The organism is Spirillospora sp. CA-142024, from assembly GCF_050942325.1.
GTDB lineage: Bacteria > Actinomycetota > Actinomycetes > Streptosporangiales > Streptosporangiaceae > Spirillospora.
Genome location: NZ_CP192077.1, coordinates 5,396,376 through 5,417,677 on the forward strand (window position 1 = coordinate 5,396,376; position 21,302 = coordinate 5,417,677).

Genomic DNA, 21,302 nt, shown 5'->3' on the forward strand with positions numbered 1-21,302 from the left:
TCCGATCCTTCCCTCCCGCCCCTCATGAGGTGGCGACGATGACGCTCTTGAGCTGGGTGTAGTGGGCGACCGCCTCGGTGCCCTTCTCCCGTCCCAGGCCGCTGTTCTTGTAGCCGCCGAAGGGAACCTCGACGCCCGCGCCCGAGTAGCGGTTCACCTGCACCTGTCCCGCCTGCAGTTCGGCCGCTATCCGGTGCGCCGTTCCGACCCGCGCGGTGAACACGCCGGCGGACAGCCCGTACTCGGTGTCGTTGGCGATCTCGACCGCCTCCTCCAGCGAGTCGAACGCGATGACCGACTGGACCGGCCCGAAGATCTCCTCCCTGGCGACGGCCATGTCGTTGGTGACGCCGCTGAGCAGCGTCGGCGAGACGAAGTACCCGCGCTCGGCGCCTTCGGTCGCGCCGCCGCCGACCACCACGTCGGCGCCGTCGCGTACGGCGCGGTCGATGTGGTCGAGGACCCGTGACCGCTGACGCGCCGAGATCAGCGGTCCGAGGTCGGGATCGTCCAGACCGTGCCCGACCGACAGGCCCGCGACGTGGCCGGCGAGGCGCTCCACGAACTCTCCGTGCACCCGGCGGTCCACGAGCAGCCGGGTCGTCGCGAAGCAGGACTGCCCGGAGTTGCGGATCACCGCCAGCGCGCCCGCCTTCGCGGCCGTGTCGAGGTCCGCATCGGCGCAGACGATGGTCGGGGACTTGCCGCCGAGTTCGAGGTTGACGCCGATGATCCGCTCGGCCGCCACGGCCCCGACACGGCGGCCGGCCGCGACGGAGCCCGTGAAGGTGATGTGCCGGACGAGGGGATGCCGGGTCAGAGCGGTTCCGGTCCCGTCCCCGGTGCCGAGCACGACGTTGCAGACACCCGGGGGCAGTCCCGCCTCCACCATCAGGCGGGCGGCCAGCACCGACGTCAGGGGCGTCAGCTCGGACGGCTTCACGACCACGGTGTTGCCGGCCGCCAGGCACGGGGCCGCACCGCGCGTCATCTGGGTCAGCGGGGCGTTCCAGGGCGTGATGTGGGCGACGACGCCGAACGGTTCGCGCACGGTGTAGGTGAACGTGCCCTCGGGCTGCGGGATGGTCTCCCCGTGGATCTTGTCGGCCAGGCCGGCGTAGTACTCGAAGTAGCGTGCGCTTCCCGCGATGTCCGCGCGCGCCTGGGACAGCGGCTTGCCCGAGTCGACCGACTCCAGCCGGGCGAGCAGGCCGGCGTTCTCACGCAGAGCCTCGGCCACTCCCATCAGGACGCGTCCCCGCTCGACGGGGTCGAGCCGCGCCCAGTCCCGCCACGCGCCGTGGGCGTTCTCGACGGCCTCCGCGACGCCGTCGGCGCTCGTCTCCTCGAACCTCACGACCGTGTTCTCGGTCGCGGGATCCTCGACGCCGAAGACCGGGCCGGCCCCGCGAGGGACGTGCTCCCCGGCGGTCACGGCCGTCAGGACCTCCGGGAGGCGCGCATCCTCCAGGAGACGATGCCTGCTGGCGACCTCTGTCATGTCGGCTCACTTCCGTCGTACGCGCTGCACCGGGGCGGCCGGTCCCGGTTCCGGCCGGGGACCGATCTAATAGTTATATAGTTTAGCTCAATGAGCTACAACGTTCGGGGGTGGGCACGCTCCGAAGCGAGGGCGCACGATCGTCCGCGAGAGAGATTAATTATCTGACATATCTATGGATATCGCCATGAGGTCGTCCGTTGGATCGAGGCGACACCGTGCCTGCGGTGCCGATCAACGGTTGGAATGCCGCACGAGCCACACCGGTGAGTCGCCGGGCTAGCAGAGGCTCACCGAGCCCACAGGAGGAGCACGTGTACTCGACCACCCCCGATCGAGACATCCGATGAGCACGGCATCCGAAGGACCACTGGCCGGAGTCCGTGTCGTGGAGATGGCCGGGCTCGGCGCGGCCCCGTACACGGCGATGCTCCTGTCCGACCTCGGTGCCGAGGTCATCCGGGTCGACCGTCCAGGCGCCCGTCCGGCCGGCGCCGGGAAGTACGCGCTCAGCCGCGGCCGCCGCTCGATCATGATCGACCTCAAGCGGCCCGAGGGCCTGGACGCCCTCGTGCGCCTGGTCGAGCGGGCCGACGTCCTCATCGAGGGCTTCCGGCCCGGGGTGGCCGAGCGGCTGGGCTTCGGACCGGACGTGTGCCTGAGGCGCAATCCCGGACTGGTCTACGGCCGGATGACCGGGTGGGGCCAGACCGGGCCGATGTCGCGGATGGCCGGGCACGACCTCAACTACCAGGCGCTGACCGGCGCCCTCTCCCTCCTCAAGCGCCCGGGGTCGCCTCCGGCCACCCCGCCCGGCCTCATCGCCGACTTCGCCGGCGGCGGGCTGATGCTGGCCTTCGGCCTCGTGTGCGGCCTGTTGAACAGCCGCGCGACAGGGCAAGGGCAGGTGGTCGACGCGGCCATGGTGGACGGGGTGGCGTCCCTGACCACGCTGGTCCACTCGATGCTGGCGCAGGGCCGGTGGACGGACAGACCGGGCACCAACTTCTGCGACGGGGGCGCACCGTACTACGACAGCTACGAGACGAGCGACGGCCGCTACATGGCGGTGGCACCGATCGAGCCGCACTTCTACGCGATCATGGTGGAGAGGCTCGGGCTGCGGGTCGAAGATCTGCCGAACCGGGACGACCCCGCCAACTGGCCGCGGCTCAAGGGCCTGTTCGCCGGCATCTTCCGCACGCGCACCCGGGCCGAGTGGACCGAGGTCTTCGACGGCACCGACGCCTGCGTCACGCCGGTCCTCAGCATCACCGAGGCACCCGGCCACCGGCACAACGAGGCGCGTGGAACCTATCCCCGCGCCTTCGACGTGACCCAGCCGGCACCCGCTCCCCGGTTCGACCGCACGCCCGGCCGGATCGCCGGTCCGCCCCCGCTGCCAGGCGCGGACTCGCGCTCGGTCCTGCTCGACTGGGGATTGCCCGCGCCGGATGCGGAGCGGCTCATCTCCGCCGGCATCGTCCAGCAGTCATGAAACGGGCGGTGCCGCGAGCCGCGCGGTCCGCGGCACCCGCTCCCCTCATCGGTCATCGACCGTTCAGGCGCGGCCGTCCGCGAAGTCGCGGCCACGGATGAGCCGCACGGGCGTGAAGACCGCGACCTCCTCGCCTCGCTGGTTGATCACACCGCAGCGGCTGCTCACCACGCCGCGTCCGGGCTTGCTGGACGGGCGCGACCCGGTGATCTCCACGACCACGTGCAGGGTGTCCCCCACATAGGTGGGGCGCTTGACCGAGAACTCCATGTGCATGAACGCCAGCCCGGTGCCGTGCAGGACGTTGGTCTGCAGGATGAGCCCCTCGGCGAGCACGTAGACCAGCGCACCCGGGAGCAGCCGACCGGTATAGCCGCCTTCGGAGGCGTGCCTCGCGTCGTAGAACAGCGGTTCGTTGAACCCGCCGAGATGGACGAAGCTCATCAGGTCGGTCTCGGTCACGGTTCTCGCCGCCGTGCGGAAAGCCGCACCCTCCTTCATGTCCTCCCAGGTCATGCCACGCACCAGCGGCTCGGCGGCGCTCGCCGTCTCGGTCATCGCACGTCTCCTCTTCAATCCGAAGATACAATGTAATAATCTACCTGATTGATGGAACGTCCGGTAGCGAGGAGATGAGTGTGAGCGACGGTGCGCTGCACGGGGTCCGGATCCTGGACCTCAGCCGGATCCTGGCGGCCCCCCTGGCGAGCCAGATGCTGGGCGACCTCGGCGCGGAGGTCGTCAAGATCGAGCGCCCCGCGACCGGGGACGACGCCCGGCAGTACGGCCCGCCCTTCCTGGACGGCGGCACGGCGGGCATGTCGGCCTTCTACCTGAGCTGCAACCGGAACAAGCGGTCGATCACCCTGGACTTCACCACCGGCCGGGGCAGGGAGGTCCTGCTCGACCTTGCCGGCCATTCCGACATCCTGCTGGAGAACTTCCGCCCAGGGGTCCTCGCGAAGTACGGCCTCGGATACGAGGACCTGCGCGAACGCTTTCCCCGGCTGATCTACTGCTCGGTCACGGGTTTCGGCCAGAGCGGGCCGTACGAGCACAGGGCAGGGTACGACGGGATCTTCCAGGCGCTCAGCGGCATGATGAGCGTCTCCGGTCACCCGGACGGGGCCCCCGGCGCCGGCCCGATGAAGTCCGGCCTCTCTCTGATCGACGTCCTCACCGGCCTCTACACCGGCACCGCGCTCCTGGCGGCACTCCGTCACAGGGACCGGCACGGCGCAGGGCAGCACCTCGACGTCTCCCTGCTGGACTGCGGGATCGCATCGATGTCGCACTACGTGCAGAACTACCTCGTCTCCGGCATGGTGCCCGAACGGCGGGGCAACGGCGGATTCGGCGGGATCCCCTCCCAGGCCTTCGTGTGCGCGGACGGCCGCCAGTTCTTCATCGTCGCGACCACCAACCCGCAGTTCGGGCGGGCCTGCCGCGCCATCGGGCACCCCGGGCTCATCGAGGAACCGCGGTTCGCGAGCATCTCCGCGCGGATCGAGCACCGCCTGGAACTGCTGGAGGTGCTTCAGGACATCTTCGTCCAGCGCGAGGCACGGCACTGGATCGAGGTGCTGGACGCGGCCGACGTACCGGTGAGCCCGGTCAACGACATCCGCACGGCGCTCGACGACGAGCACGTCCGGCACCGCGAACTGCCGATCGAGATGGTGCACGAGACGGCCGGCCCCGTCCCCGGCCTGCGCTACCCGATCAGGATGTCCGGCACTCCCGTCGAGGACTACGCGGCGCCGCCGACGCTGGGCGAGCACACCCATGACGTCCTGAGCGGCCTGCTCGGCCTGGACGAGGACGCGATCGCCGATCTCGCGGCGAAGAAGGTGATCTGAAGCACGCGGAACCGCCTCGGGGCGGCTCGGTCAGAGCCGCTCGATGATCGTCCCGGTGCCCATGCCGCCTCCCACGCACATCGTGACCAGGCCGTACCGGCCCCGCGTCCGCTCCAGTTCGTGGAGGGCCTTGGTCAGCAGCACACCGCCCGTTGCGCCGAGCGGGTGGCCGAGCGCGATCGCACCCCCGTTGACGTTGACCTTGGCGAGGTCGGCCTTGAGTTCGTGCTGCCATGCGAGCACGACCGATGCGAACGCCTCGTTGATCTCCACGACGTCGATGTCGTCCAGGGTGAGCCCCGTGCGCTCCAGGATGGCGCGGGTCGCCGGGATCGGCCCGGTCAGCAGCATCACCGGATCGCTGCCGGTCATGAAGGAGTCGACGACGCGGGCGCGGGGCGTCAGGCCCAGCCGACCTGCCTGCTCCTCGGTCATGAGGAGCAGCGCCGAGGCGCCGTCCGAGATCTGCGACGACGTCCCGGCAGTGTGCAGCGCGCCGGGGCGGTCCCTCTGGTTCACCCGCAGGCCGGCCAGGCCCTCCGGCGTCGTCGGGCGGGGCCCCTCGTCGGTGTCGATGGTCGTCGCGCCGACGATCTTCCCGTCCTCGTCGGCGACGGGTGCCTCCACCGGTACGATCTGGGCCGCGAACCGGCCTTCGGAGATCGCCGCGGCGGCCCGCGCCTGGGAGAGGACGGCGAACTCCTCAAGCCGGGCGCGAGTGAGCCCCCACGCCTCGGCGATGCGGTCGGCCGCCTCGAACTGCGTCGTGATCTCGTAGTGGGCCTCGTAGCGGGGCGTCCTGGCCGGCCCCAGCTCGGGCATGGCGCTCGACCCCATGGGAACCTGGCTCATCGATTCCACGCCGCCCGTGACGGCCACCTCGGCCACACCGCCCGCGACGAGGCCGTACGCGAGGGTGAACGCCTGCTGGGACGACCCGCACTGCGCGTGGACCGTCGAGGCGGCGGCCCGCTGGTCGAGCCCCGCCGCGAGCCAGGCGGTGCGAGTGATGTTGCCCGACTGCTGCCCGACCTGGCTCACGCATCCACCGGTCACCTGGTCGACGATGGACGAGTCCACGCCCGCACGGGCGACGAGGCCGGCGAGGACGTCGCCGAAGAGATCCGGAGCCGGATGGCGGGAGAGACCGCCCCGCCGCTTACCGACGGCCGAGCGCACGGCCTCCACGATGACGACGTTCGACATGTGTCTCCTCCACTCCAGTCAACACCTCAATCATTTAACTATATCAGCTATTTCATCTATACTTGCCGCATGCGTGCAGACGGGAAACTGATCAGCGGGTCACTCCAGCGGATCGCGGCGGCGGCCGCCGAGCACGAGAGGCGGGGGTACGCGGGCCTGTGGTCCTCGGAGTCCGCACACGACCCCTTCCTCCCGCTGGTCGCCGCGGCGCAGTCCACCCGGCGGCTGGAACTGGGCACGGCGATCGCCGTCGCGTTCGCGCGATCACCGATGACCCTCGCGTACACGGCGTGGGACCTGCAGCGCTACACCGAGGGCCGCTTCACCCTCGGTCTCGGCAGCCAGGTCAAGCCGCACATCGAGCGGCGCTTCTCGATGCCCTGGAGCAGGCCCGCCGCCCGCATGCACGAGCTGGTGGCCGCGATCCGCGCCATCTGGGACAGCTGGCAGAACGGCTCCAGGCTGAACTTCGAAGGCGAGTTCTACCGCCACACCCTCATGACGCCGTTCTTCTCCCCCGGCCCGCTCCCGACCACGGCTCCAAAGATCGTCATCGCGGCCGTGGGCGAGTCCATGTGCCGGGTGGCCGGCGAGGTCTGCGACGGGATCCTCCTGCACGGTTTCACCACCGAGCGCTACATCCGCGAGGTCACCCTGCCAACCGTGCGCCAGGGGCGGGAGAAGGCCGGCCGTTCCATGAACGGCTTCGAGGTCATCGGTCTGCCGCTGACCGCCACCGGGACGACCGAGGAATCGCTGGCCACCGCCGTCCGCGCCGTCCGGAACCAGATCGCCTTCTACGCCAGCACTCCGGCCTACCGCGGCGTCCTCGAACTGCACGGGTGGGGCGCGCTGGGCGACGAGCTGCACGCCCTGTCACGCGGCGACGACCCGGGCAGATGGGCCAAGATGGGAGACGCGATCGACGACGAGGTGCTCAACACCTTCGCGGTCGTCGGGCCCCCTGACCGGATCGCCGCCGTCCTCACCGAGCGCTTCGGCGACCTGGTGACCCGTTTCCAGTTCTACGCCCCATACGAACACGACATCGACCAGTGGACGTCCGTCCTCGCCGGGCTCAAGTGACCACTTCGCCTACCAGTGCGGAATCAGTGGCGGACCGCGACGAGCTGCTCGTCGCAGACCATGGGCCCGTCCGCGTCCTCACCCTCAACCGGCCCCGGTCGCTGAACGCGATAACGACCGGGCTGGCGCTCCGCACCAAGCGGGCGCTGGCGGCCGCGGACACCGACCCGTCCGTGCGGGTGATCGTCATCACCGGGTCGGGCGGACGCGCCTTCTGCGCGGGAGGCGATCTGCACGAGCTGGCCGGGCGCCCGGCCACCACCGTCCCCGGGCCGCGCGTCGTCTCGGAACTGGTCCGGGACCGGATCGCGACGCCGATGATCGCGGCGGTCAACGGACTGGCCTACGGCGGCGGCCTGGAACTGGCGCTGGCGTGCGATCTCGTGGTGTGCGGCGAGCACGCGCGATTCGCACTGCCCGAGGTCAAGCGGGGCGTGCTCGCCAGCGGCGGCGGTCTGGTACGGCTGCCGGGGCTCGTCGGTCCCCGGCGCGCCCTCCAGCTCCTTCTGACGGGCGAACCCATCGACGCCGCGACCGCCCAGGAGTGGGGCTTGGTCAACCTGGTCGTGCGCCCGGCGGAAACTCTCACGGCCGCCGTGGAACTCGCCTCGCGCATCGCCGCCAACGCCCCGCTCGCGGTCCGCGCGAGCAAAGCCCTGGTGCACATGTCCGCGCGCCTCCCCGAGCCGGAGGCATGGGCGTTGAACGACACCTCCCACGACGAGATCACGAAGAGTGCGGATGCGCTTGAAGGGCCACGCGCGTTCAGCGAGAAACGGTCCCCGAGATGGACCGGCCGGTGACGCCTCACCACCGCCGCACGCGCGTGATCGGCCCTTCTAGGGTGCCCGCCCTTCGATCCGCGCGGCAGGCTCGAACGCCGTGGACGCGGCTGCTTCCTCCCAGTCGTCCAGCTCGCTCGCAACCGCGGCGAGCTTGCCGCGGACCGCTTTCACGGCGTCGGCTCCCAACGGCAACCGGCCGGGCGGTTCCGGTGCCTCCACGGCCCTGATGATCGCCGCCGCGGCGCGCCGGGGGTCGCCCTGCTGCACGCCGTCCAGCCGGTCCAGGCTCCCCCGCACGGCCGTGACGAGCTCGTACTCGGGAAGACGCCGCTCGGCTCGCCGCAGCCCCGGTCCCGCCCATCTCGTGCGGAACGCTCCCGGCTCGACGATGGTGACGCCGATGCCGAACGGTCCGAGTTCCAGCCGCAGAGCCTCCGACAGCCCTTCGAGCGCGAACTTGGACGCGTTGTAAACGCCCAGTCCAGGTTGGCCGGTGAATCCGGCGATCGAGCTGACGTTCACGACATGGCCCTGCCGTCGCTCGCGGAAGTGCGGGAGGAGCGCCCGGACGAGCCGGAGCGGGCCGGTGAAGTTGGTGTCCATCTGATGCCTGATCTCGTCCTCGCTCACCTCCTCGACCGCGCCCAGCAGGCCGTAGCCGGCGTTGTTGACCAGAACGTCGATGTGGCCGGCCAGGCGCACCGCATCGGCGGCTCGCTCGGCCAGGATCTCCGCCGGATCAGTGGCGTCGAGCAGGACCGCGAAGGCACGGCCCGGGGCAAGCCGTTCGAAGCCGGCCACCTGTCCTTGGTCACGGAGGGTCCCGACCACGGTCCCGCCGCGTTCGAGCACGGTCTCGGCGAGCGCCCTGCCCAACCCGCTCGACACACCGCTGATCATCCAGTGCCTCGCCCGCACCCGGTCGCTCATTCGTCGTTCACCCATCGCATGAGGCGCTGCAGCGGATAGAAGCCGTCGTGTGAGAGCCCGGGCGGCATGCCGCCCGCACCGCCGAGCGGCACCACGCGCTGCACGCCCGCGGACGCCAGGGCGTCACGCAGTTCCGCCTTGCGCGCGGCCGGGTACACGCCGACCGTCTGCGTCGCGACGCCCGCGTAGGAGACCGCGTCGGCCAGCGACGGGACGGCGACGACGTTCACGATCTTGCCGTCGGGATGGAACTCCACCGGCTCGGGCGAGCGGATGACCAGGCCGCGGCCGTCATAGCCGCCCCAGACCCGGTAGTCGTCCTCCAGCTCGCGCAGCACCTCGATCTCCTCGCGGAGTTCGCCGCCGATCTTCGGACCGCCGGCGGAGGAGAACTCGCGCGCCACCCCCAGCCGTTCGCACAGGGCCGCGGCGAAGCGGTCGGCGTTCTCCACCGTTCCTTCCACGAACTGGAAGCGGCTGGCCACGCACGCGGCCTGGTTGAAGAACGTGGCGTCGGCGGCGGCCGCCTCGGCGGCCTCCTCCAGAGCCGTGTCCGAGGCCAGCGCCTCACGGCCGACGAACGAGATCGACGACTTGGGATCGAAGGAGACCAGCTCGAACCCCGGGCCGACGTACTTCAGGGCGCCGCGGATGGTGGCCTCGCCGCCCCACGCGACCAGCTTGTCGAAGAACTGCGCGCGGAAGATCGTGCTCTCCACGCTCTCGTCCCCGCCCCTCCAGTACGCCGCCGAGAAGGAGCGCACCACCGGATGCCCGGGGGCGAGCGCGAGCATCGTGCGGAGGATGGCGGTGGCGGTGAACAGGTCGTTGGAGGGCAGCTTGAGCAGGTTCACGCCCTTGGTCAGCGCGCCCCGCACGATGGACATGGCCGCCACACCGGGAGCGTTGCCCGCCAGGATGTGCACCAGGCGCGGCGGGAACGCTCTGATGGAACCGACGCGTCCGCCCGGCAGCGACACCTCCCGCCAGCCGTCGAGCACGTCGGAGCCGCCGAGTTCGTTGTCGATCTGCACCTGGATCTGCGGGCGCTGGAAGCTGCGCCACAGCAGCGCGTACGCCCGCTCCAGGACCTCCCGCGGCAACGGGCTGACCTCGACCATGTGCTCCAGCGCCTCGGCGAGCAGCCCGTCCGTGTCGGCCTTGAGCCGTTCGCCGGTCTCCACCAGCAGATCGACGATCTCGGCGACGGGCACGTCGAACGCCGGTCCCGGCTCCGCCCTGGGCCACACGAGACGGTCCAGATCGAGCGCGGGCGTGGCGAACTCGGACCCCGCGCGGCCGTGGACGATGTGCGCGCCCTGGACGACGACGCCCTGGACGACGTGGACCACGGGAACCGGCCCGCCGGCCCGCACCGTTTCACCGCCGGTCCCGGGCCCGGAAAGCACCGCGCCGCTCATGCCTGGATCATCCCCCTCACGTAAGAGTCGAGCGTCGCCGCACAGGTGATCTTGTCCTCGCCGCCGAGGTCGCCGTACCGCGTGATGTTCGGCAGCACCGCGGGACTGGTCCTCCCGCACGCGCAGGCCGAGAAGTCGACGTTCACCCGGTCGCCGGTGATCAGACCGCCCCAGCGGCCCCCCATGGACAGGTCGAGGAAGGCGAACCGTCCCTCGACCACCCCGCCGCGTTCGTTGAGCAGCCGTTCTCCCGGCTCGTCCAGGATGAGCGGGACGATCCACGCCGGCACGTGGTAGCGGCCCTCCTCACAGGACATGCACGTCCCGTGCATCTCCGTCATGCCGTAGCTCCGTACTCTGCGGACGTCACCGTAGAAATCGGCGAACTGCTGCATGTAGTCCTCGGGCAGGACCTTGTTCTTGTTGCCGCCTCCGGCGAGCACCATCGAATCGGGATGGAATCCCCCGTCCGGCACACCGCGCGACCGCATCCCCTGGATCAGGGCCCACTGCTGGTTGTTCATCGCGGCGATGAGCAGCGGCTCGGCCCGGTTCTCGACGATGTCGTCGATCAGTCCGTCCAGCGCGGCCTGCATCTCCTCCTCGCGTCCGCCGGAGGCGTTCTCGAACTCCTTGACCTCCTGCGCGGTCGCGGTTCCCTCGACCATCTTCTTGCGGAGCAGCTCACTGCGCATCAGCTCCGAGAGCCGCAGGGGATCTTCGGTCAGCAGCCGCAGCTCCCCTTCCTTCACGAACAGATCGGCGTGCATCCGGAAGCCGTCGATGGACCGCAGCGGCCCGCTCGCGGGAGCGAGGATGTACCCGCGGCGGGTGCGCTCGGGCGGCAGGGGACGCGGCCAGCACGTGAGGTTGGCCATGATCTTCAGCAGCCAGTCCCGGTCTTCGGTCGTGGTGTTGAGCAGCGAGACCTTGCCGGAGGTGCCGCTGGTGATGTAGACCCGGTGCCCGGCTGCGGCGACGCGCGCGATCCAGTCGTCGACGTCGGTGACGCCCTCGACGTCCACCTCGTCCGGCTCGACCACCGAGACGGTCGAGTACCAGCGCAGCAGGCGGTCCCAGTGTCCCCCGGTGATGTAGGAGAGGGGGTAGGACTTATAGCTGGTGTGGGAGAACAGCAGCGGAACGATGTCCGCCTCCGCGCGGATCTCCTTCACGCCCACGTCGTCCGCGCGGCGGCGCAGTAGCGGTATGCGTTCGCGATGCTCGTCGAAGCACTCCCGGGCGGCCTCCAACTGGAGGGTCCGCACCTCGTCCGACGGTCCGTCGAACGGGTCGGCGGAGCCGACGAAGCTCTTCAGGGTCTCCCGAGCGCTGGTCACGGTCTCCTCCTCAGCCCACCCGGCCCCGACGGATGGCAGTGTCCTTAGATTCAAGTATCGAATCTGAAAGATTTAACTATATTGAGGTTAGGGACGCACCCGAACCGTGTCAACGCCCCCTCGTCCCGGCGCGCTCCTCACCGGCCGTCGTCAGGACTCCCAGGCTCCGGAGGGCGCCCGACCGCTCCCGAGAGCCGAGAGGCCGGCGATGGCGGGAGCCGGTCATTGACGTTCAACCTGCGGAAAATTAGGTTATATAAATTAACCAGTTTTGACGCTGGCGAGGAGATGGCCATGGATCGGGTGCTCTGCAGGCTCGAAGACGGGGTGGCCGACGTGCGCCTCAACCGCCCGGGCAAGCTCAACGCGCTCGACGACACGATGTTCGCCGAGCTGATCGAGGTCGGCGAGCGTCTCCGGCACGAGCCGGGGCTGCGGGCCATCGTCCTGTCCGGTGAGGGCCGCGCCTTTTGCGCCGGACTGGACCGCACCGCCTTCCAGGCCCAGGCAGATGACCGGCCCTGGCGGCCCGCGGCGGTGCAGGACACCGATGGCGGAGAGGCGCCGGCCCCCGGAACAGGCGCTTTCGACATCCCTGGCCTGCGTCTCGGGCGGGGCCAGAAAGCCGTCTGGGTGTGGCAGGTGCACGAGGTACCGGTCATCGCCGCCGTTCATGGATACGCGCTCGGTGGCGGGCTACAACTGGCCCTCGGCGCCGACATCCGGCTGGTGACACCGGACGCGCGCATGGGCGTCCTGGAGATGGGCTGGGGACTGACACCCGACATGTGCGGCACGCAGATCCTGCCGCGACTCGTCGGGCTGGACGTCGCCAAGGAACTCACCCTCACGGCCAGGGAGGTCACCGGCGAGGAAGCCGTCCGTATCGGCCTGGCGACACGGGTGTGCGCCGACCCGCGGGAGGATGCCCTGTCGATCGCCGCGCAGATCGCCGGCCGCAACCCCGACGCGGTGCGCGCCGCCAAGAGCATGCTGAACCGGGCTTGGGACGACCAGGCGATGATGGCGGGATTCCGCGCCGAGCGCGCGTTCATGGAGCAGAACGTGGGCAGTCCCCACCAACGCGAGGCGCTGCGCGCCAAGCTGGGCAGAGCGGCACGCCCGTGATCGCCTCTCCCGATGGGCATGAGGCGGACCTGGTTGCCGCGGTCTACGCCCGGAACGAGACGGCCGCGCCTGCTCGAAGGGAAGGTGAGGGCGGACGGCGGGCCAACGCGATGGTCGCGTCGGCGCAGGAGGCGATCCGGGCGGTGATCACTGTGGACGGTGGTCTCAGCATGGGCGCCTGACCGGGCTGCCCTTCATTTCCACGGGACGGAGAAAGTTGAAAGATCAGATCACCATCGGCGTGCGCGTACCTCACGAGCTCTTCCACGATGCGGCGGCACTACGCGGGTTCGTGGCGGACGCCGAGGAGGCTGGAATCGACCGGCTCTTCGTCGGTGATCACGTCACCTTCAAGGGAGGTCAGGGCTTCGACGGGCTCCTCCAGGCCACCGCGCTGGCGGCACTGGCCACACGCATCACCGTCCAAACGGCGGTCTATCTGCTGCCCTTGCGCCACCCCGTTCCGGTGACGCGGCAGGTCGTGTACCTGGCGGGCCTGGCTCCCGGCCGGGTGATCTTCGGAGTCGGTCTGGGCGGCGAGGATCCCGCCGAGTTCCGTGCGTGCGGTGTCGACCCCGCGACGCGCGGCCGTCGAATGGACGAGGCGATCACGCTGGTCCGGTCCCTGCTCGGCGGCGGGCCGGTGACCGCGTCGGGCGAGTTCTTCCAGTTCGACGACGTGAGCGTACGGCCGGCGCCGACGGCGTCCGTGCCCATCGTGATCGGTGGCCGGTCCGACGCCGCCTTGCGCCGTGTGGCGATGCACGGCGACGGCTGGCTCGGGCTGTGGACCACCGCAGAACGGTATGCGGCGTCCTGCGACCGGATCACCGAGCTCGCTTCGGACTACGGCCGCCAGGTGGATCGCCGGCTGCACGGCATGCACGTCTGGTGCGGTTTCGCCGATACCCCAAGGAAGGCGCGTCCCGCGCTCGCCAACACGATGGAGCAGCTCTACCGGACCCCTTTCGAGAAATTCGAGCGTTACAGCCCGTACGGCACTCCGGAGGACGTGGCGGCAGGCTTGCGGCCTTACGTGCGGGCAGGCTGCCGGTCCTTCAACCTGATCGCGGGCGACGCCGACGCTCGAACGACCATCGAAGGCGCCCTCGCCGTGCGCGCCCTCCTGCGAGGAGCGCCGGCCACCTCCTGATTCGACCATTCGCGGCTGTCGGACGAGGCCGTCCCGGCCGTGGCCCATTGAGCACGGCGGGCTCGGCCGGTGCCTCCTCAGCCCAGCAGGTCGAGCACCGTGGTCATCGACTCATTGAGCAGCAGGTACTCCGCCGCGGCCTGGAGGTGGGCCTGCCACAGGTCCTCGGCGGCCTCTGCCTGCCGCGCGGCCACGAGTTCCACCAGCCGGACGTGCGCCCGGAAACCCTCCTGGTTCGCCACGATGTTCTCGGGGCTGCCCGCGTCGAGGTCCACATGCGACCAGTTCGCCTGGTCGATGATGTGCCGGACCATGCCGTTGAGCACCCTCATGGTCTCGTTCCCCGACAGATCGACCACCAGCGCGTGGAACTGCATGTGCGCGCGGATGAACGACGGCGGATCATCGATCAGCAGCTCGGCCTCGCGCACCGCGGTGCGCAACCTGTCGAGGTCGGACTCGGTGGCCCGCCGCGCGAGGAGCCCTGCGCAGGGAGTCTCGATCAGGTTTCGCGCCTCGTAGAGGTCCTGGAGCGTCGTGCCGCGGTACTGCAGCACCAGCCCGGCGTACCGGGCCGCGACCTCTCCCTGCGGCACCTGGACCCGCGCGCCGCCCCGGGCGCCGCGCCGGATGCTGATCAGCGCCTCGGACTCCAGGACCCGGAAGGCCTCGCGCAGCGTCGGCCGCGAGACCGAGAACTCCTCCATCAGCGCGGTCTCGGCAGGCAGGGCCTCCCCGCCGGCCAGTTCGCCGCGCACGATCTTGCGGCGCAGCTGCGCGGCGACCAGCTCGGCCATCTTGGGGACACGGACGCGATGGCCCAGCATTCCCGGCCCCGTCGCAGACCCGGCGGGCTCAGTCACGCTCCCCCGCCTCCCACTCTGCACCGCAGAGGGAGGTCGGCGCAGTATCAGCACTCATGGCAGCTAGAGTAGCAGAAATTAAATAAGTTATCTCTTTCTTCTGTTATAACTGAACTGTGAGTGCGGCCTCCAGGTCGTACTGGATGCGCCGGCCCGGTGAAGCGCCCGCTCAGTGGCGGGAACGGATGACCGCACTACCGACCCATGAGGGGCGCTGTGAGACTTCGAGTAGAGCCGGAGCTGGAGGAGTTGCGGGCCGCGGTCGACGGGCAGGCTGCCAAGACGATCGCCCCATTGGCCCGTGGGGTCGATCAAGACCAGCACTTCTCTCACGAGTTGTGGCAGGCGGTACGCGAGCTGGGATTGACCCGCCTGCCGTTCGCCGATCAGTACGGCGGCGATGGCGGGACGGTGCGCGCCTACATGGTGGCGAGCCGGGAGGTGGCGCGGCACTGCGCCGTCGCCGCGCTCTACCCCGGCACCACCGTCCAGGTGGCGATGACCCTGATCAAGCACGGCACGCCCGCGCAGATCGAGCGCTTCGTCCCCGGGCTGGTCTCCGGTGAGCTGATGGCGGCATGGGCGTTCACCGAGCCGGCGACCGGTTCGGACCCCCGTCAGATCACCACGTGGGCCCGGCGTGACGGCACAGGCTGGACGCTGTCGGGGGCCAAGCAGTTCATCTCCTTTTCCGAACAGGCTCAGGTGGCGCTCGTGTTCGCCCGGACGTCCGACAGGGGCCTGAGCGCGTTCCTCGTCGACACGTCGCTGCCGAGCTGGCAGGTCGGCCGACCGAGCGAAGTGCTGTCGATGGGCGGGACCGAGGCCCGGCCGGTCACCCTGGATGACGTTCGGGTGGACGGCGACAGCCTGGTGGGCGAGTTGGACGGCGGGTTCCAGGTGATGCTGGCCGGCGAGGCGTTCGGCAAGGTGCGCGCGTCCGCGATCTGCGTGGGGATCGGGACACGGGCCTTGGAGGAGGCCGCCGCATACGCTCTGACCCGCGAATACCGCGGCACGCCGATAGGCAGACGTTTCCCCACCGTGCAAGCACTCCTCGGGAAGGCGGCCGCGGACGTCGCCGGCGCCGAATCCCTGGTCCTGACCTGTGCCGACATCCTCGACCGGGGAGAGAGCGCCACTGCGGAGGCCGCCGCCGCCCGCCTCGTGTCGGGACGAGCCGCACGCGAGGCCGCCCAAGCCGCCCTCCACGTATGCGGCGCGTACGGACTCACCAAGGAGATGGTCGTGGAGCGTCTGTACCGCGAGTCGGTGTTCTTCGACGTCGCCCAAGGGGTGGCGGAGATCCAGCAGATCATCATGGGCCGCGAACTGTTCGCCGGCGCAGGTGGCGGCGGGGCCTCGTCATGACCGCCCGGCATCCGCCCACCTGACCGGGAGCTCGTCATATTCGAACTTGGAAGGCCACGGTCTGCCAGGGCTCGCCCAGGTGCAGAAGGTCCCTGGGCCTCGCTCCGCCAGCGGTCTCCAGGCCGCCCTCCGTAACCTCTCGGTCCTATTCGGTGGTGGCGGGTTCCTTTTCGGGGGTGGTGCCTTCGCCCTTGATGGAGCGGATCAACAGCTGGGAGACGTCCACGACCTCCAGCGATTCCTTGGCCGCGCCCTGGTTCTTCTTCTCGTTGATCGCATCGCCCAGCATCACCAGGCAGAACGGGCAGGCGGTGGAGACGGTGTCGGGGTCGGTCTGCAGGGCCTCGTCCACGCGCTCGGTGTTGATGCGCTTGCCGATGCGTTCTTCCATCCACATCCGGGCGCCGCCGGCGCCGCAGCAGAAACCGCGGTCCTTGTGCCGGTGCATCTCCTGGGTCTTCACCCCGGGGACGGTCGCCATGATGTCGCGCGGCTGCTTGTAGACCTTGTTGTGGCGGCCCAGGAAGCAGGGGTCGTGGTAGGTGATGTTCTCCTCGATCGGGGCGAGGGGGGTGAGTCTGCCCTCCTCGACCAGGTGCGCGAGCAGCTGGGTGTGGTGGACGACCTGATAGTTCCCGCCGATCTGCGGGTACTCGTTGGCCAGGGTGTTGAAGCAGTGCGGGCAGGTCGCGACGATCTTCGTCACGCCCGCGTCGTTCAACGTCTCGACGTTTTGCTGGCCGAGCATCTGGAAGACGAACTCCATGCCCAGGCGGCGGGCCGGGTCACCGGTGCACGCCTCCATCGGGCCCAGCACGGCGAACTTGACACCCGCGATGTGCAGCAGCTCGGCGACGGCCTTGGTGGTCTTCTTGGCCCGGTCCTCCAGCGCGCCGGCGCAGCCGACCCAGAACAGGTACTCGGTGTCCTGCGAGACCTTGTCGTCGACGACGTCGACCTCGAAGTCCAGCTCCTGGACCCATTCCAGGCGCTTGGTCTCCGACATGCCCCACGGGTTGCCCTTGTTCTCCAGGTTCTTCAGCATGACGCCGGCCTCGGACGGGAACGAGGACTCGATCATGACCTGGAAGCGGCGCATGTCCAGGATGTGGTCGATGTGCTCGATGTCGACCGGGCACTGCTCGACGCAGGCGCCGCAGTTGGTGCACGACCACAGCACGTCGGGGTGGATGACGCCGCCCTCACCGACCAGCTCGGTGTCCACCTGCATGGCCAGCTTCTGGGCGTCGGTGAACTTCTCCCGCTGCTCTTGCGAGGCGGTGAAGTACGGCGCCTTGGCCAGCGCGTGGTCGCGCAGCTCCAGCACCAGCATCTTGGGCGACAGCGGCTTGCCGGTGTTCCAGGCCGGGCACTGGGACTGGCAGCGACCGCACTCGGTGCAGGTCGCCATGTCCAGCAGACCCTTCCAGGTGAAGTCCTCGATCTTGCCGCGGCCGAACACGTCGGTGTCGGGGTCGGCCTCCTCGAAGTCCAGCGGCTTGCCGCCCGACATCATCGGCTGCGCCGGGCCCAGGCCGTCCGGCTGCCGCTTGAACATCACGTTCAGCGGGGCCAGGAAGATGTGCAGGTGCTTGGAGTGCACGACGAAGACCAGGAAGATCAACGCGACCGCGATGTGGGCCAGCAGCCCGACCGACTCCAGCACCTCCAGCGTGTCGTGGCTCAGCCCGTCGAACAGGTGCCCGACCAGGTAGGAGAAGTAGGCGCCCTGGCCATAGGGGAGGTTGCCGCTGGCCCACTCCACCCCCCGGAACAAGAACATCGTCCAGATCACGTTGAAGATCATGAACAGCGTGATCCACGCGCCGGACAGATGCGAACCGGAGAACCGCGACCCGCGGTCCAGCCGCTTGGGCGAGTTCTTGATCCGGATCGCGGTGAACGCGATCAGCCCCGCGGTGCACGCCAGCGCGATGGTGTCCTGAACGAAACCGATCGGCCCCCAGGTCTGCAAGCCGGGGATCTTGGCGTCCAGCCCGAACAGCAGCGCGACCGCCGCCTCCAGATACACGGTGATCAACAAGATGAACGCCCACATCACCGCGGCATGCGAAACACCCGCCAGCGTCCATTTCAGCAGCTTGCGCTGCCCCAGCACCTCCACCGCCTGACCCTCGACGGCCTTCCTGGGCGCGCGCCTGACCTGCAACGTCCGCTCGGGGTCGGGCTGGCCGCTGGTGGCGATCCCGTACAGGAACAGCACCCGCCGGCCGGCGAACGCCACAGCGACCGCCGTTCCGGCGAGCCCGATGACCAACGTGATCCAGAACACGGTTCCGTCCTCCTGGGTACGGCGATGGCAGTCAGAGTAGACTCACCAAGGGTGACATTAGTCAAATAATCTAACCTAATATGAGTCTGAGAGAGTGCGGCAGATCCCGGGGACGCCCCGCCTCCGGGCGGGCAGGTCACGTCCGTTGTATAGGCTTTGAAGGGGGTTTCGAATGGAAACCGGTGCCGTGCCTGACGTGGCCGATCTCTGGTTCCACCAGGCGACATCCAGCTGTTCGGACTGGCCACTCGGGCGTGTCCTGGAGGCCAAGCAGGCGTCGGCTCTGACGGTCAGCGTGGTGATCCCTGCGCGCGATGAGGCGGCCACGGTCGGCGCGATCGTCGAGCGGATCGTAGCCGAGCTGGCGGCGCCTGGGGTGGTGGACGAGGTGGTCGTCATGGACTCCGACAGCCGTGACGGCACCGGACGCATCGCCGCCAAGGCCGGGGCGAGGGTCCATCGGACCATGGCCGTCGCGCCGGAGGCCGGCTGGTTCCCCGGCAAGGGCGAGGCGCTGTGGAAGTCGCTGTTCGTGACCCGGGGCGATGTGCTGGTCTTCGTCGACGCCGACCTGACCGTCTGGTCCTCCCGGTTCGTCGTCGGGTTGCTGGGTCCGCTGCTCACCCGTCCGGAGACGCTGCTGGTGAAAGCCTTCTACCGGCGCCTGTCGGCCCCCGGGGGCGGAGACCGGGGCGGCAGGGTCACCGAGCTGATGGCCCGTCCGATGCTCAATCTGCTGTGGCCGGAGTTGGCGACGGTGGTCCAGCCGCTGGCCGGCGAATGGGCGGTGCGCCGCTCGCTGCTGGAGACGTTGCCGATTCCGGTCGGGTACGGCGTCGAGCTGGCCTGCCTGGTGGACACCTACCAGCGGCACGGCCTCGCCGCGCTGGCCCAGGTCGACCTCGGCGCCCGGGGACACCGGCAGCGGCCCGTGGAGGAGCTGGGTGTGATGGCGGCCGAGCTGCTGGCGGTCGTCCACCGGCGCCGCGCGTGGTCCAGGACCGGCGCGCTCACCCCGCTGCTCCGGCAGTTCGACTCCGACAGCGGGTGGACGACACGGACGGTGCCGACGATGGAACGTTCCCCGGCACGGTCCGAACCCGCCTACCACCGGGGGGAGGCGAGCAACGCATGCTGAGGCTGCGCGACCGGCTCAGCGGCGACGAACTGCTGCTCATGGCCATCGTCAACCGGACCCCCGACTCCTTCTATGACCGGGGCGCGACATTCGCCTTCGATCAGGCAATCCAACGCGTCGACCAGGTCGTCGCCGAAGGCGCGGACATCATCGACATCGGGGGCGTCAAGGCGGCCCCCGGCGCGGAGGTGGACGCTGCCGAGGAGATCGACCGCACCGCCCCGCTCGTCGCGGCCGTCCGCGACCGGTACCCGGACCTGATCATCAGCGTCGACACCTGGCGGCACGAGGTGGCCCGGGAAGCCTGTTCGGCGGGTGCCGACCTGCTCAACGACGCGTGGGGCGGGGTCGACCCGGGCGTGGCCGAGGTCGCCGCCGAGTTCGGCGCGGGCCTGGTGTGCACCCACGCGGGGGGCCTGCCGCCGCGGACCCGCCCGCACCGCGTCGAGTACGACGACGTCGTCGCCGATGTGATCACCCGCACCGCCTCGCTGGCCGAACGCGCGGTGCGCGCCGGTGTCGACCCCGGCTGCGTCCTCATCGATCCCGGGCACGATTTCGGCAAGAACACCTGGCACTCCTTGGAGGTCACCCGTCGCCTGCAGGAGGTGGTGGCCACCGGCTGGCCGGTGCTGGTGTCGCTGTCCAACAAGGACTTCGTCGGTGAGTCCCTCGGCGGACTCCCGGTCGACCAGCGGCTGCACGGCACCCTCGCGGCGACCGCGGTGTGCGCCTGGCAGGGAGCCCGCGTGTTCCGCGCGCACAACATCACCTCCACCCGGCGGCTCCTGGACATGATCGCGGTCATCCGCGGCCTGCGATCACCCGCCCGCACCGTCCGGGGACTGGCGTGATCGCCGCGGTCGTGTGCGTTCCCCAGGCTCCGCTGCTGCTCCCGGGACTCACCGGCCGACCTGTACCCGAAGTCGAACAGGTCCGGGCCGCGATCGGCAGCGCCCTCCCCGCCCTGACCGGCCTCGACGAACTCATCGTCATCGGCGCGGCCCCCGCCACCGGGACCTGTCCCCGCGACGCCCCCGACCCGGCCGCACGGCTGGCGCCCGGCCCCCTACGCCGTCCCGAGCCCGATCCGCTGCCGGTGCCACTCGCCATCGGCCGCTCACTGCTCGACGGGCCCGCTGGACGGTACGTCCTGCACGGTGTCCACGAGCACGCCACCACCGAAGAGTGCCTCGGACTGGGCCGCCGGCTGGCCACGTCCCCGCGCCGCACCGGCCTCCTGATCGTCGCCGACGGCAGCGCCCGCCGCGGCGAGAAGGCCCCTGGATACACCGACCCGCGAGCACTGGACCTCGACGCGCGCATCACCCGCGCACTCGACACCGCCGACACCGCCGCCCTGCTCGCCCTGGACTCCCAGGACTGCGCGAACCAACTCATCGCCGGGCGCGCCGCCTGGCAGGTCATGGCATCCGCCTGCCAGAACACCTCCTGGACGACGAACCGCCTCTACGACGACGACCCCTTCGGAGTCGCCTACCACGTCCTCACCTGGCTACCCATGCCGCAAGCGCCCGCGACGTCCCCGACGGGTGCGCGAAACCCTGCGACGTAAGAACGAAGGAAGCTCTCCAGCCGACGTACGGTTGGCCATCGCCCACTGCCAGGCCTGACGTTGCAGCACGCCCACCGAACTGCCGCGTCCCGGCGGGTTGGCGATGAGCCGGTCCCGCTCGTCGGACCGCAGAGCCAGCAGTGAGGTCTCCCAG

General features: G+C 69.9%; 18 protein-coding genes. 10 read left to right on the forward strand and 8 right to left on the reverse strand.

Going from position 1 to position 21,302, the window contains the following annotated elements; genetic code table 11:
• Positions 1-22: 22 nt before the first annotated feature.
• Positions 23-1,501 (reverse strand): aldehyde dehydrogenase family protein, encoded by a 1,479-nt coding sequence (locus ACQPZP_RS25925; protein ID WP_433472317.1) that lies wholly within the window; start codon positions 1,499-1,501, stop codon positions 23-25.
• 346 nt (positions 1,502-1,847) lie between these two features.
• Between ACQPZP_RS25925 and ACQPZP_RS25930 the strand changes: the two genes are divergently transcribed.
• Positions 1,848-2,999 carry a CaiB/BaiF CoA transferase family protein gene (locus ACQPZP_RS25930; protein ID WP_433472318.1) on the forward strand — a complete coding sequence of 384 codons (1,152 nt, stop codon included), beginning with the start codon at positions 1,848-1,850 and terminating at the stop codon, positions 2,997-2,999.
• Positions 3,000-3,062: 63 nt separating this feature from the next.
• Here the strand turns inward: ACQPZP_RS25930 and ACQPZP_RS25935 are convergent, their stop codons facing one another.
• Complete coding sequence (locus ACQPZP_RS25935; protein WP_433472319.1) at positions 3,063-3,557, reverse strand: MaoC family dehydratase; 495 nt, start codon at positions 3,555-3,557, stop codon at positions 3,063-3,065.
• Positions 3,558-3,637: 80 nt separating this feature from the next.
• On the opposite strand from ACQPZP_RS25935, the gene ACQPZP_RS25940 reads away from it, so the two are divergent.
• Positions 3,638-4,858, forward strand: coding sequence for a CaiB/BaiF CoA transferase family protein (locus tag ACQPZP_RS25940; protein WP_433472320.1), 1,221 nt, complete (start codon positions 3,638-3,640; stop codon positions 4,856-4,858).
• Between the two features lie 30 nt (positions 4,859-4,888).
• Here ACQPZP_RS25940 and ACQPZP_RS25945 read toward each other — a convergent pair whose 3' ends face one another.
• On the reverse strand, positions 4,889-6,064 hold the full coding sequence (locus ACQPZP_RS25945; protein WP_433472321.1) for an acetyl-CoA C-acyltransferase: 1,176 nt from the start codon (positions 6,062-6,064) through the stop codon (positions 4,889-4,891).
• A 69-nt stretch (positions 6,065-6,133) separates the two neighbouring features.
• On the opposite strand from ACQPZP_RS25945, the gene ACQPZP_RS25950 reads away from it, so the two are divergent.
• Both ACQPZP_RS25950 and ACQPZP_RS25955 read left to right on the forward strand, forming a co-directional pair.
• On the forward strand, positions 6,134-7,150 hold the full coding sequence (locus tag ACQPZP_RS25950) for an LLM class F420-dependent oxidoreductase (RefSeq protein ID WP_433472322.1): 1,017 nt from the start codon (positions 6,134-6,136) through the stop codon (positions 7,148-7,150).
• A gap of 26 nt (positions 7,151-7,176) precedes the next feature.
• The gene (locus ACQPZP_RS25955; RefSeq protein WP_433472323.1) at positions 7,177-7,953 is read left to right on the forward strand and encodes an enoyl-CoA hydratase/isomerase family protein; all 777 of its coding nucleotides are present in this window, start codon (positions 7,177-7,179) and stop codon (positions 7,951-7,953) included.
• Positions 7,954-7,989: 36 nt separating this feature from the next.
• Here ACQPZP_RS25955 and ACQPZP_RS25960 read toward each other — a convergent pair whose 3' ends face one another.
• From ACQPZP_RS25960 to ACQPZP_RS25970, 3 genes are read right to left on the reverse strand one after another with little or no spacing between them, the layout of a single operon-like run.
• A complete protein-coding gene (locus tag ACQPZP_RS25960; protein WP_433472324.1) occupies positions 7,990-8,865 on the reverse strand; it encodes an oxidoreductase in 876 nt (291 codons plus the stop codon).
• Positions 8,862-10,286 carry an acyl-CoA reductase gene (locus ACQPZP_RS25965; protein ID WP_433472325.1) on the reverse strand — a complete coding sequence of 475 codons (1,425 nt, stop codon included), beginning with the start codon at positions 10,284-10,286 and terminating at the stop codon, positions 8,862-8,864. The genes ACQPZP_RS25960 and ACQPZP_RS25965 overlap by 4 nt, the downstream gene beginning before the upstream one ends.
• Positions 10,283-11,626 carry a hypothetical protein gene (locus ACQPZP_RS25970; protein ID WP_433472326.1) on the reverse strand — a complete coding sequence of 448 codons (1,344 nt, stop codon included), beginning with the start codon at positions 11,624-11,626 and terminating at the stop codon, positions 10,283-10,285. The genes ACQPZP_RS25965 and ACQPZP_RS25970 overlap by 4 nt, the downstream gene beginning before the upstream one ends.
• A 225-nt stretch (positions 11,627-11,851) precedes the next feature.
• Here ACQPZP_RS25970 and ACQPZP_RS25975 point away from each other — a divergent pair, with 225 nt between their 5' ends.
• Together ACQPZP_RS25975 and ACQPZP_RS25980 are read left to right on the forward strand one after the other, a co-directional pair.
• The gene (locus tag ACQPZP_RS25975) at positions 11,852-12,754 is read left to right on the forward strand and encodes a crotonase/enoyl-CoA hydratase family protein (protein WP_433472327.1); all 903 of its coding nucleotides are present in this window, start codon (positions 11,852-11,854) and stop codon (positions 12,752-12,754) included.
• A 241-nt stretch (positions 12,755-12,995) separates the two neighbouring features.
• Complete coding sequence (locus ACQPZP_RS25980; RefSeq protein WP_433479677.1) at positions 12,996-13,907, forward strand: LLM class flavin-dependent oxidoreductase; 912 nt, start codon at positions 12,996-12,998, stop codon at positions 13,905-13,907.
• Between the two features lie 77 nt (positions 13,908-13,984).
• Here the strand turns inward: ACQPZP_RS25980 and ACQPZP_RS25985 are convergent, their stop codons facing one another.
• Positions 13,985-14,770 carry a FadR/GntR family transcriptional regulator gene (locus ACQPZP_RS25985; protein ID WP_433472328.1) on the reverse strand — a complete coding sequence of 262 codons (786 nt, stop codon included), beginning with the start codon at positions 14,768-14,770 and terminating at the stop codon, positions 13,985-13,987.
• A 216-nt stretch (positions 14,771-14,986) separates the two neighbouring features.
• Between ACQPZP_RS25985 and ACQPZP_RS25990 the strand changes: the two genes are divergently transcribed.
• Positions 14,987-16,141: an acyl-CoA dehydrogenase family protein gene (locus ACQPZP_RS25990; protein ID WP_433472329.1), complete on the forward strand. Its 1,155-nt coding sequence runs from the start codon at positions 14,987-14,989 to the stop codon at positions 16,139-16,141.
• A gap of 145 nt (positions 16,142-16,286) precedes the next feature.
• On the opposite strand, the gene ACQPZP_RS25995 is transcribed toward ACQPZP_RS25990, so the two are convergent.
• A complete protein-coding gene (locus ACQPZP_RS25995) occupies positions 16,287-18,434 on the reverse strand; it encodes a (Fe-S)-binding protein (protein WP_433472330.1) in 2,148 nt (715 codons plus the stop codon).
• Between the two features lie 196 nt (positions 18,435-18,630).
• Between ACQPZP_RS25995 and ACQPZP_RS26000 the strand changes: the two genes are divergently transcribed.
• Genes ACQPZP_RS26000 through ACQPZP_RS26010 form a run of 3 tightly spaced genes read left to right on the forward strand, consistent with a single transcriptional unit; the run spans position 18,631 to position 21,148 of the window.
• The gene (locus ACQPZP_RS26000) at positions 18,631-19,572 is read left to right on the forward strand and encodes a glucosyl-3-phosphoglycerate synthase (protein ID WP_433472331.1); all 942 of its coding nucleotides are present in this window, start codon (positions 18,631-18,633) and stop codon (positions 19,570-19,572) included.
• Complete coding sequence (folP, locus tag ACQPZP_RS26005) at positions 19,566-20,426, forward strand: dihydropteroate synthase (protein WP_433472332.1); 861 nt, start codon at positions 19,566-19,568, stop codon at positions 20,424-20,426. The genes ACQPZP_RS26000 and folP overlap by 7 nt, the downstream gene beginning before the upstream one ends.
• Positions 20,423-21,148 carry a hypothetical protein gene (locus ACQPZP_RS26010; RefSeq protein WP_433472333.1) on the forward strand — a complete coding sequence of 242 codons (726 nt, stop codon included), beginning with the start codon at positions 20,423-20,425 and terminating at the stop codon, positions 21,146-21,148. Before folP ends, ACQPZP_RS26010 begins: the two co-directional genes overlap by 4 nt.
• The last annotated feature ends 154 nt before the right edge of the window (positions 21,149-21,302 follow it).

What these genes read in the sequence shown, in the direction of transcription:
- ACQPZP_RS25960 (WP_433472324.1), bottom strand. Translation starts at nt 8,865, where the DNA reads ATGAGCGACCGGGTGCGGGCGAGGCACTGGATGATCAGCGGTGTGTCG.
- ACQPZP_RS25950 (WP_433472322.1), top strand. Translation starts at nt 6,134, where the DNA reads ATGCGTGCAGACGGGAAACTGATCAGCGGGTCACTCCAGCGGATCGCG.
- ACQPZP_RS25930 (WP_433472318.1), top strand. Translation starts at nt 1,848, where the DNA reads ATGAGCACGGCATCCGAAGGACCACTGGCCGGAGTCCGTGTCGTGGAG.
- folP (WP_433472332.1), top strand. Translation starts at nt 19,566, where the DNA reads ATGCTGAGGCTGCGCGACCGGCTCAGCGGCGACGAACTGCTGCTCATG.
- ACQPZP_RS25965 (WP_433472325.1), bottom strand. Translation starts at nt 10,286, where the DNA reads ATGAGCGGCGCGGTGCTTTCCGGGCCCGGGACCGGCGGTGAAACGGTG.
- ACQPZP_RS25945 (WP_433472321.1), bottom strand. Translation starts at nt 6,064, where the DNA reads ATGTCGAACGTCGTCATCGTGGAGGCCGTGCGCTCGGCCGTCGGTAAG.
- ACQPZP_RS25935 (WP_433472319.1), bottom strand. Translation starts at nt 3,557, where the DNA reads ATGACCGAGACGGCGAGCGCCGCCGAGCCGCTGGTGCGTGGCATGACC.
- ACQPZP_RS25925 (WP_433472317.1), bottom strand. Translation starts at nt 1,501, where the DNA reads ATGACAGAGGTCGCCAGCAGGCATCGTCTCCTGGAGGATGCGCGCCTC.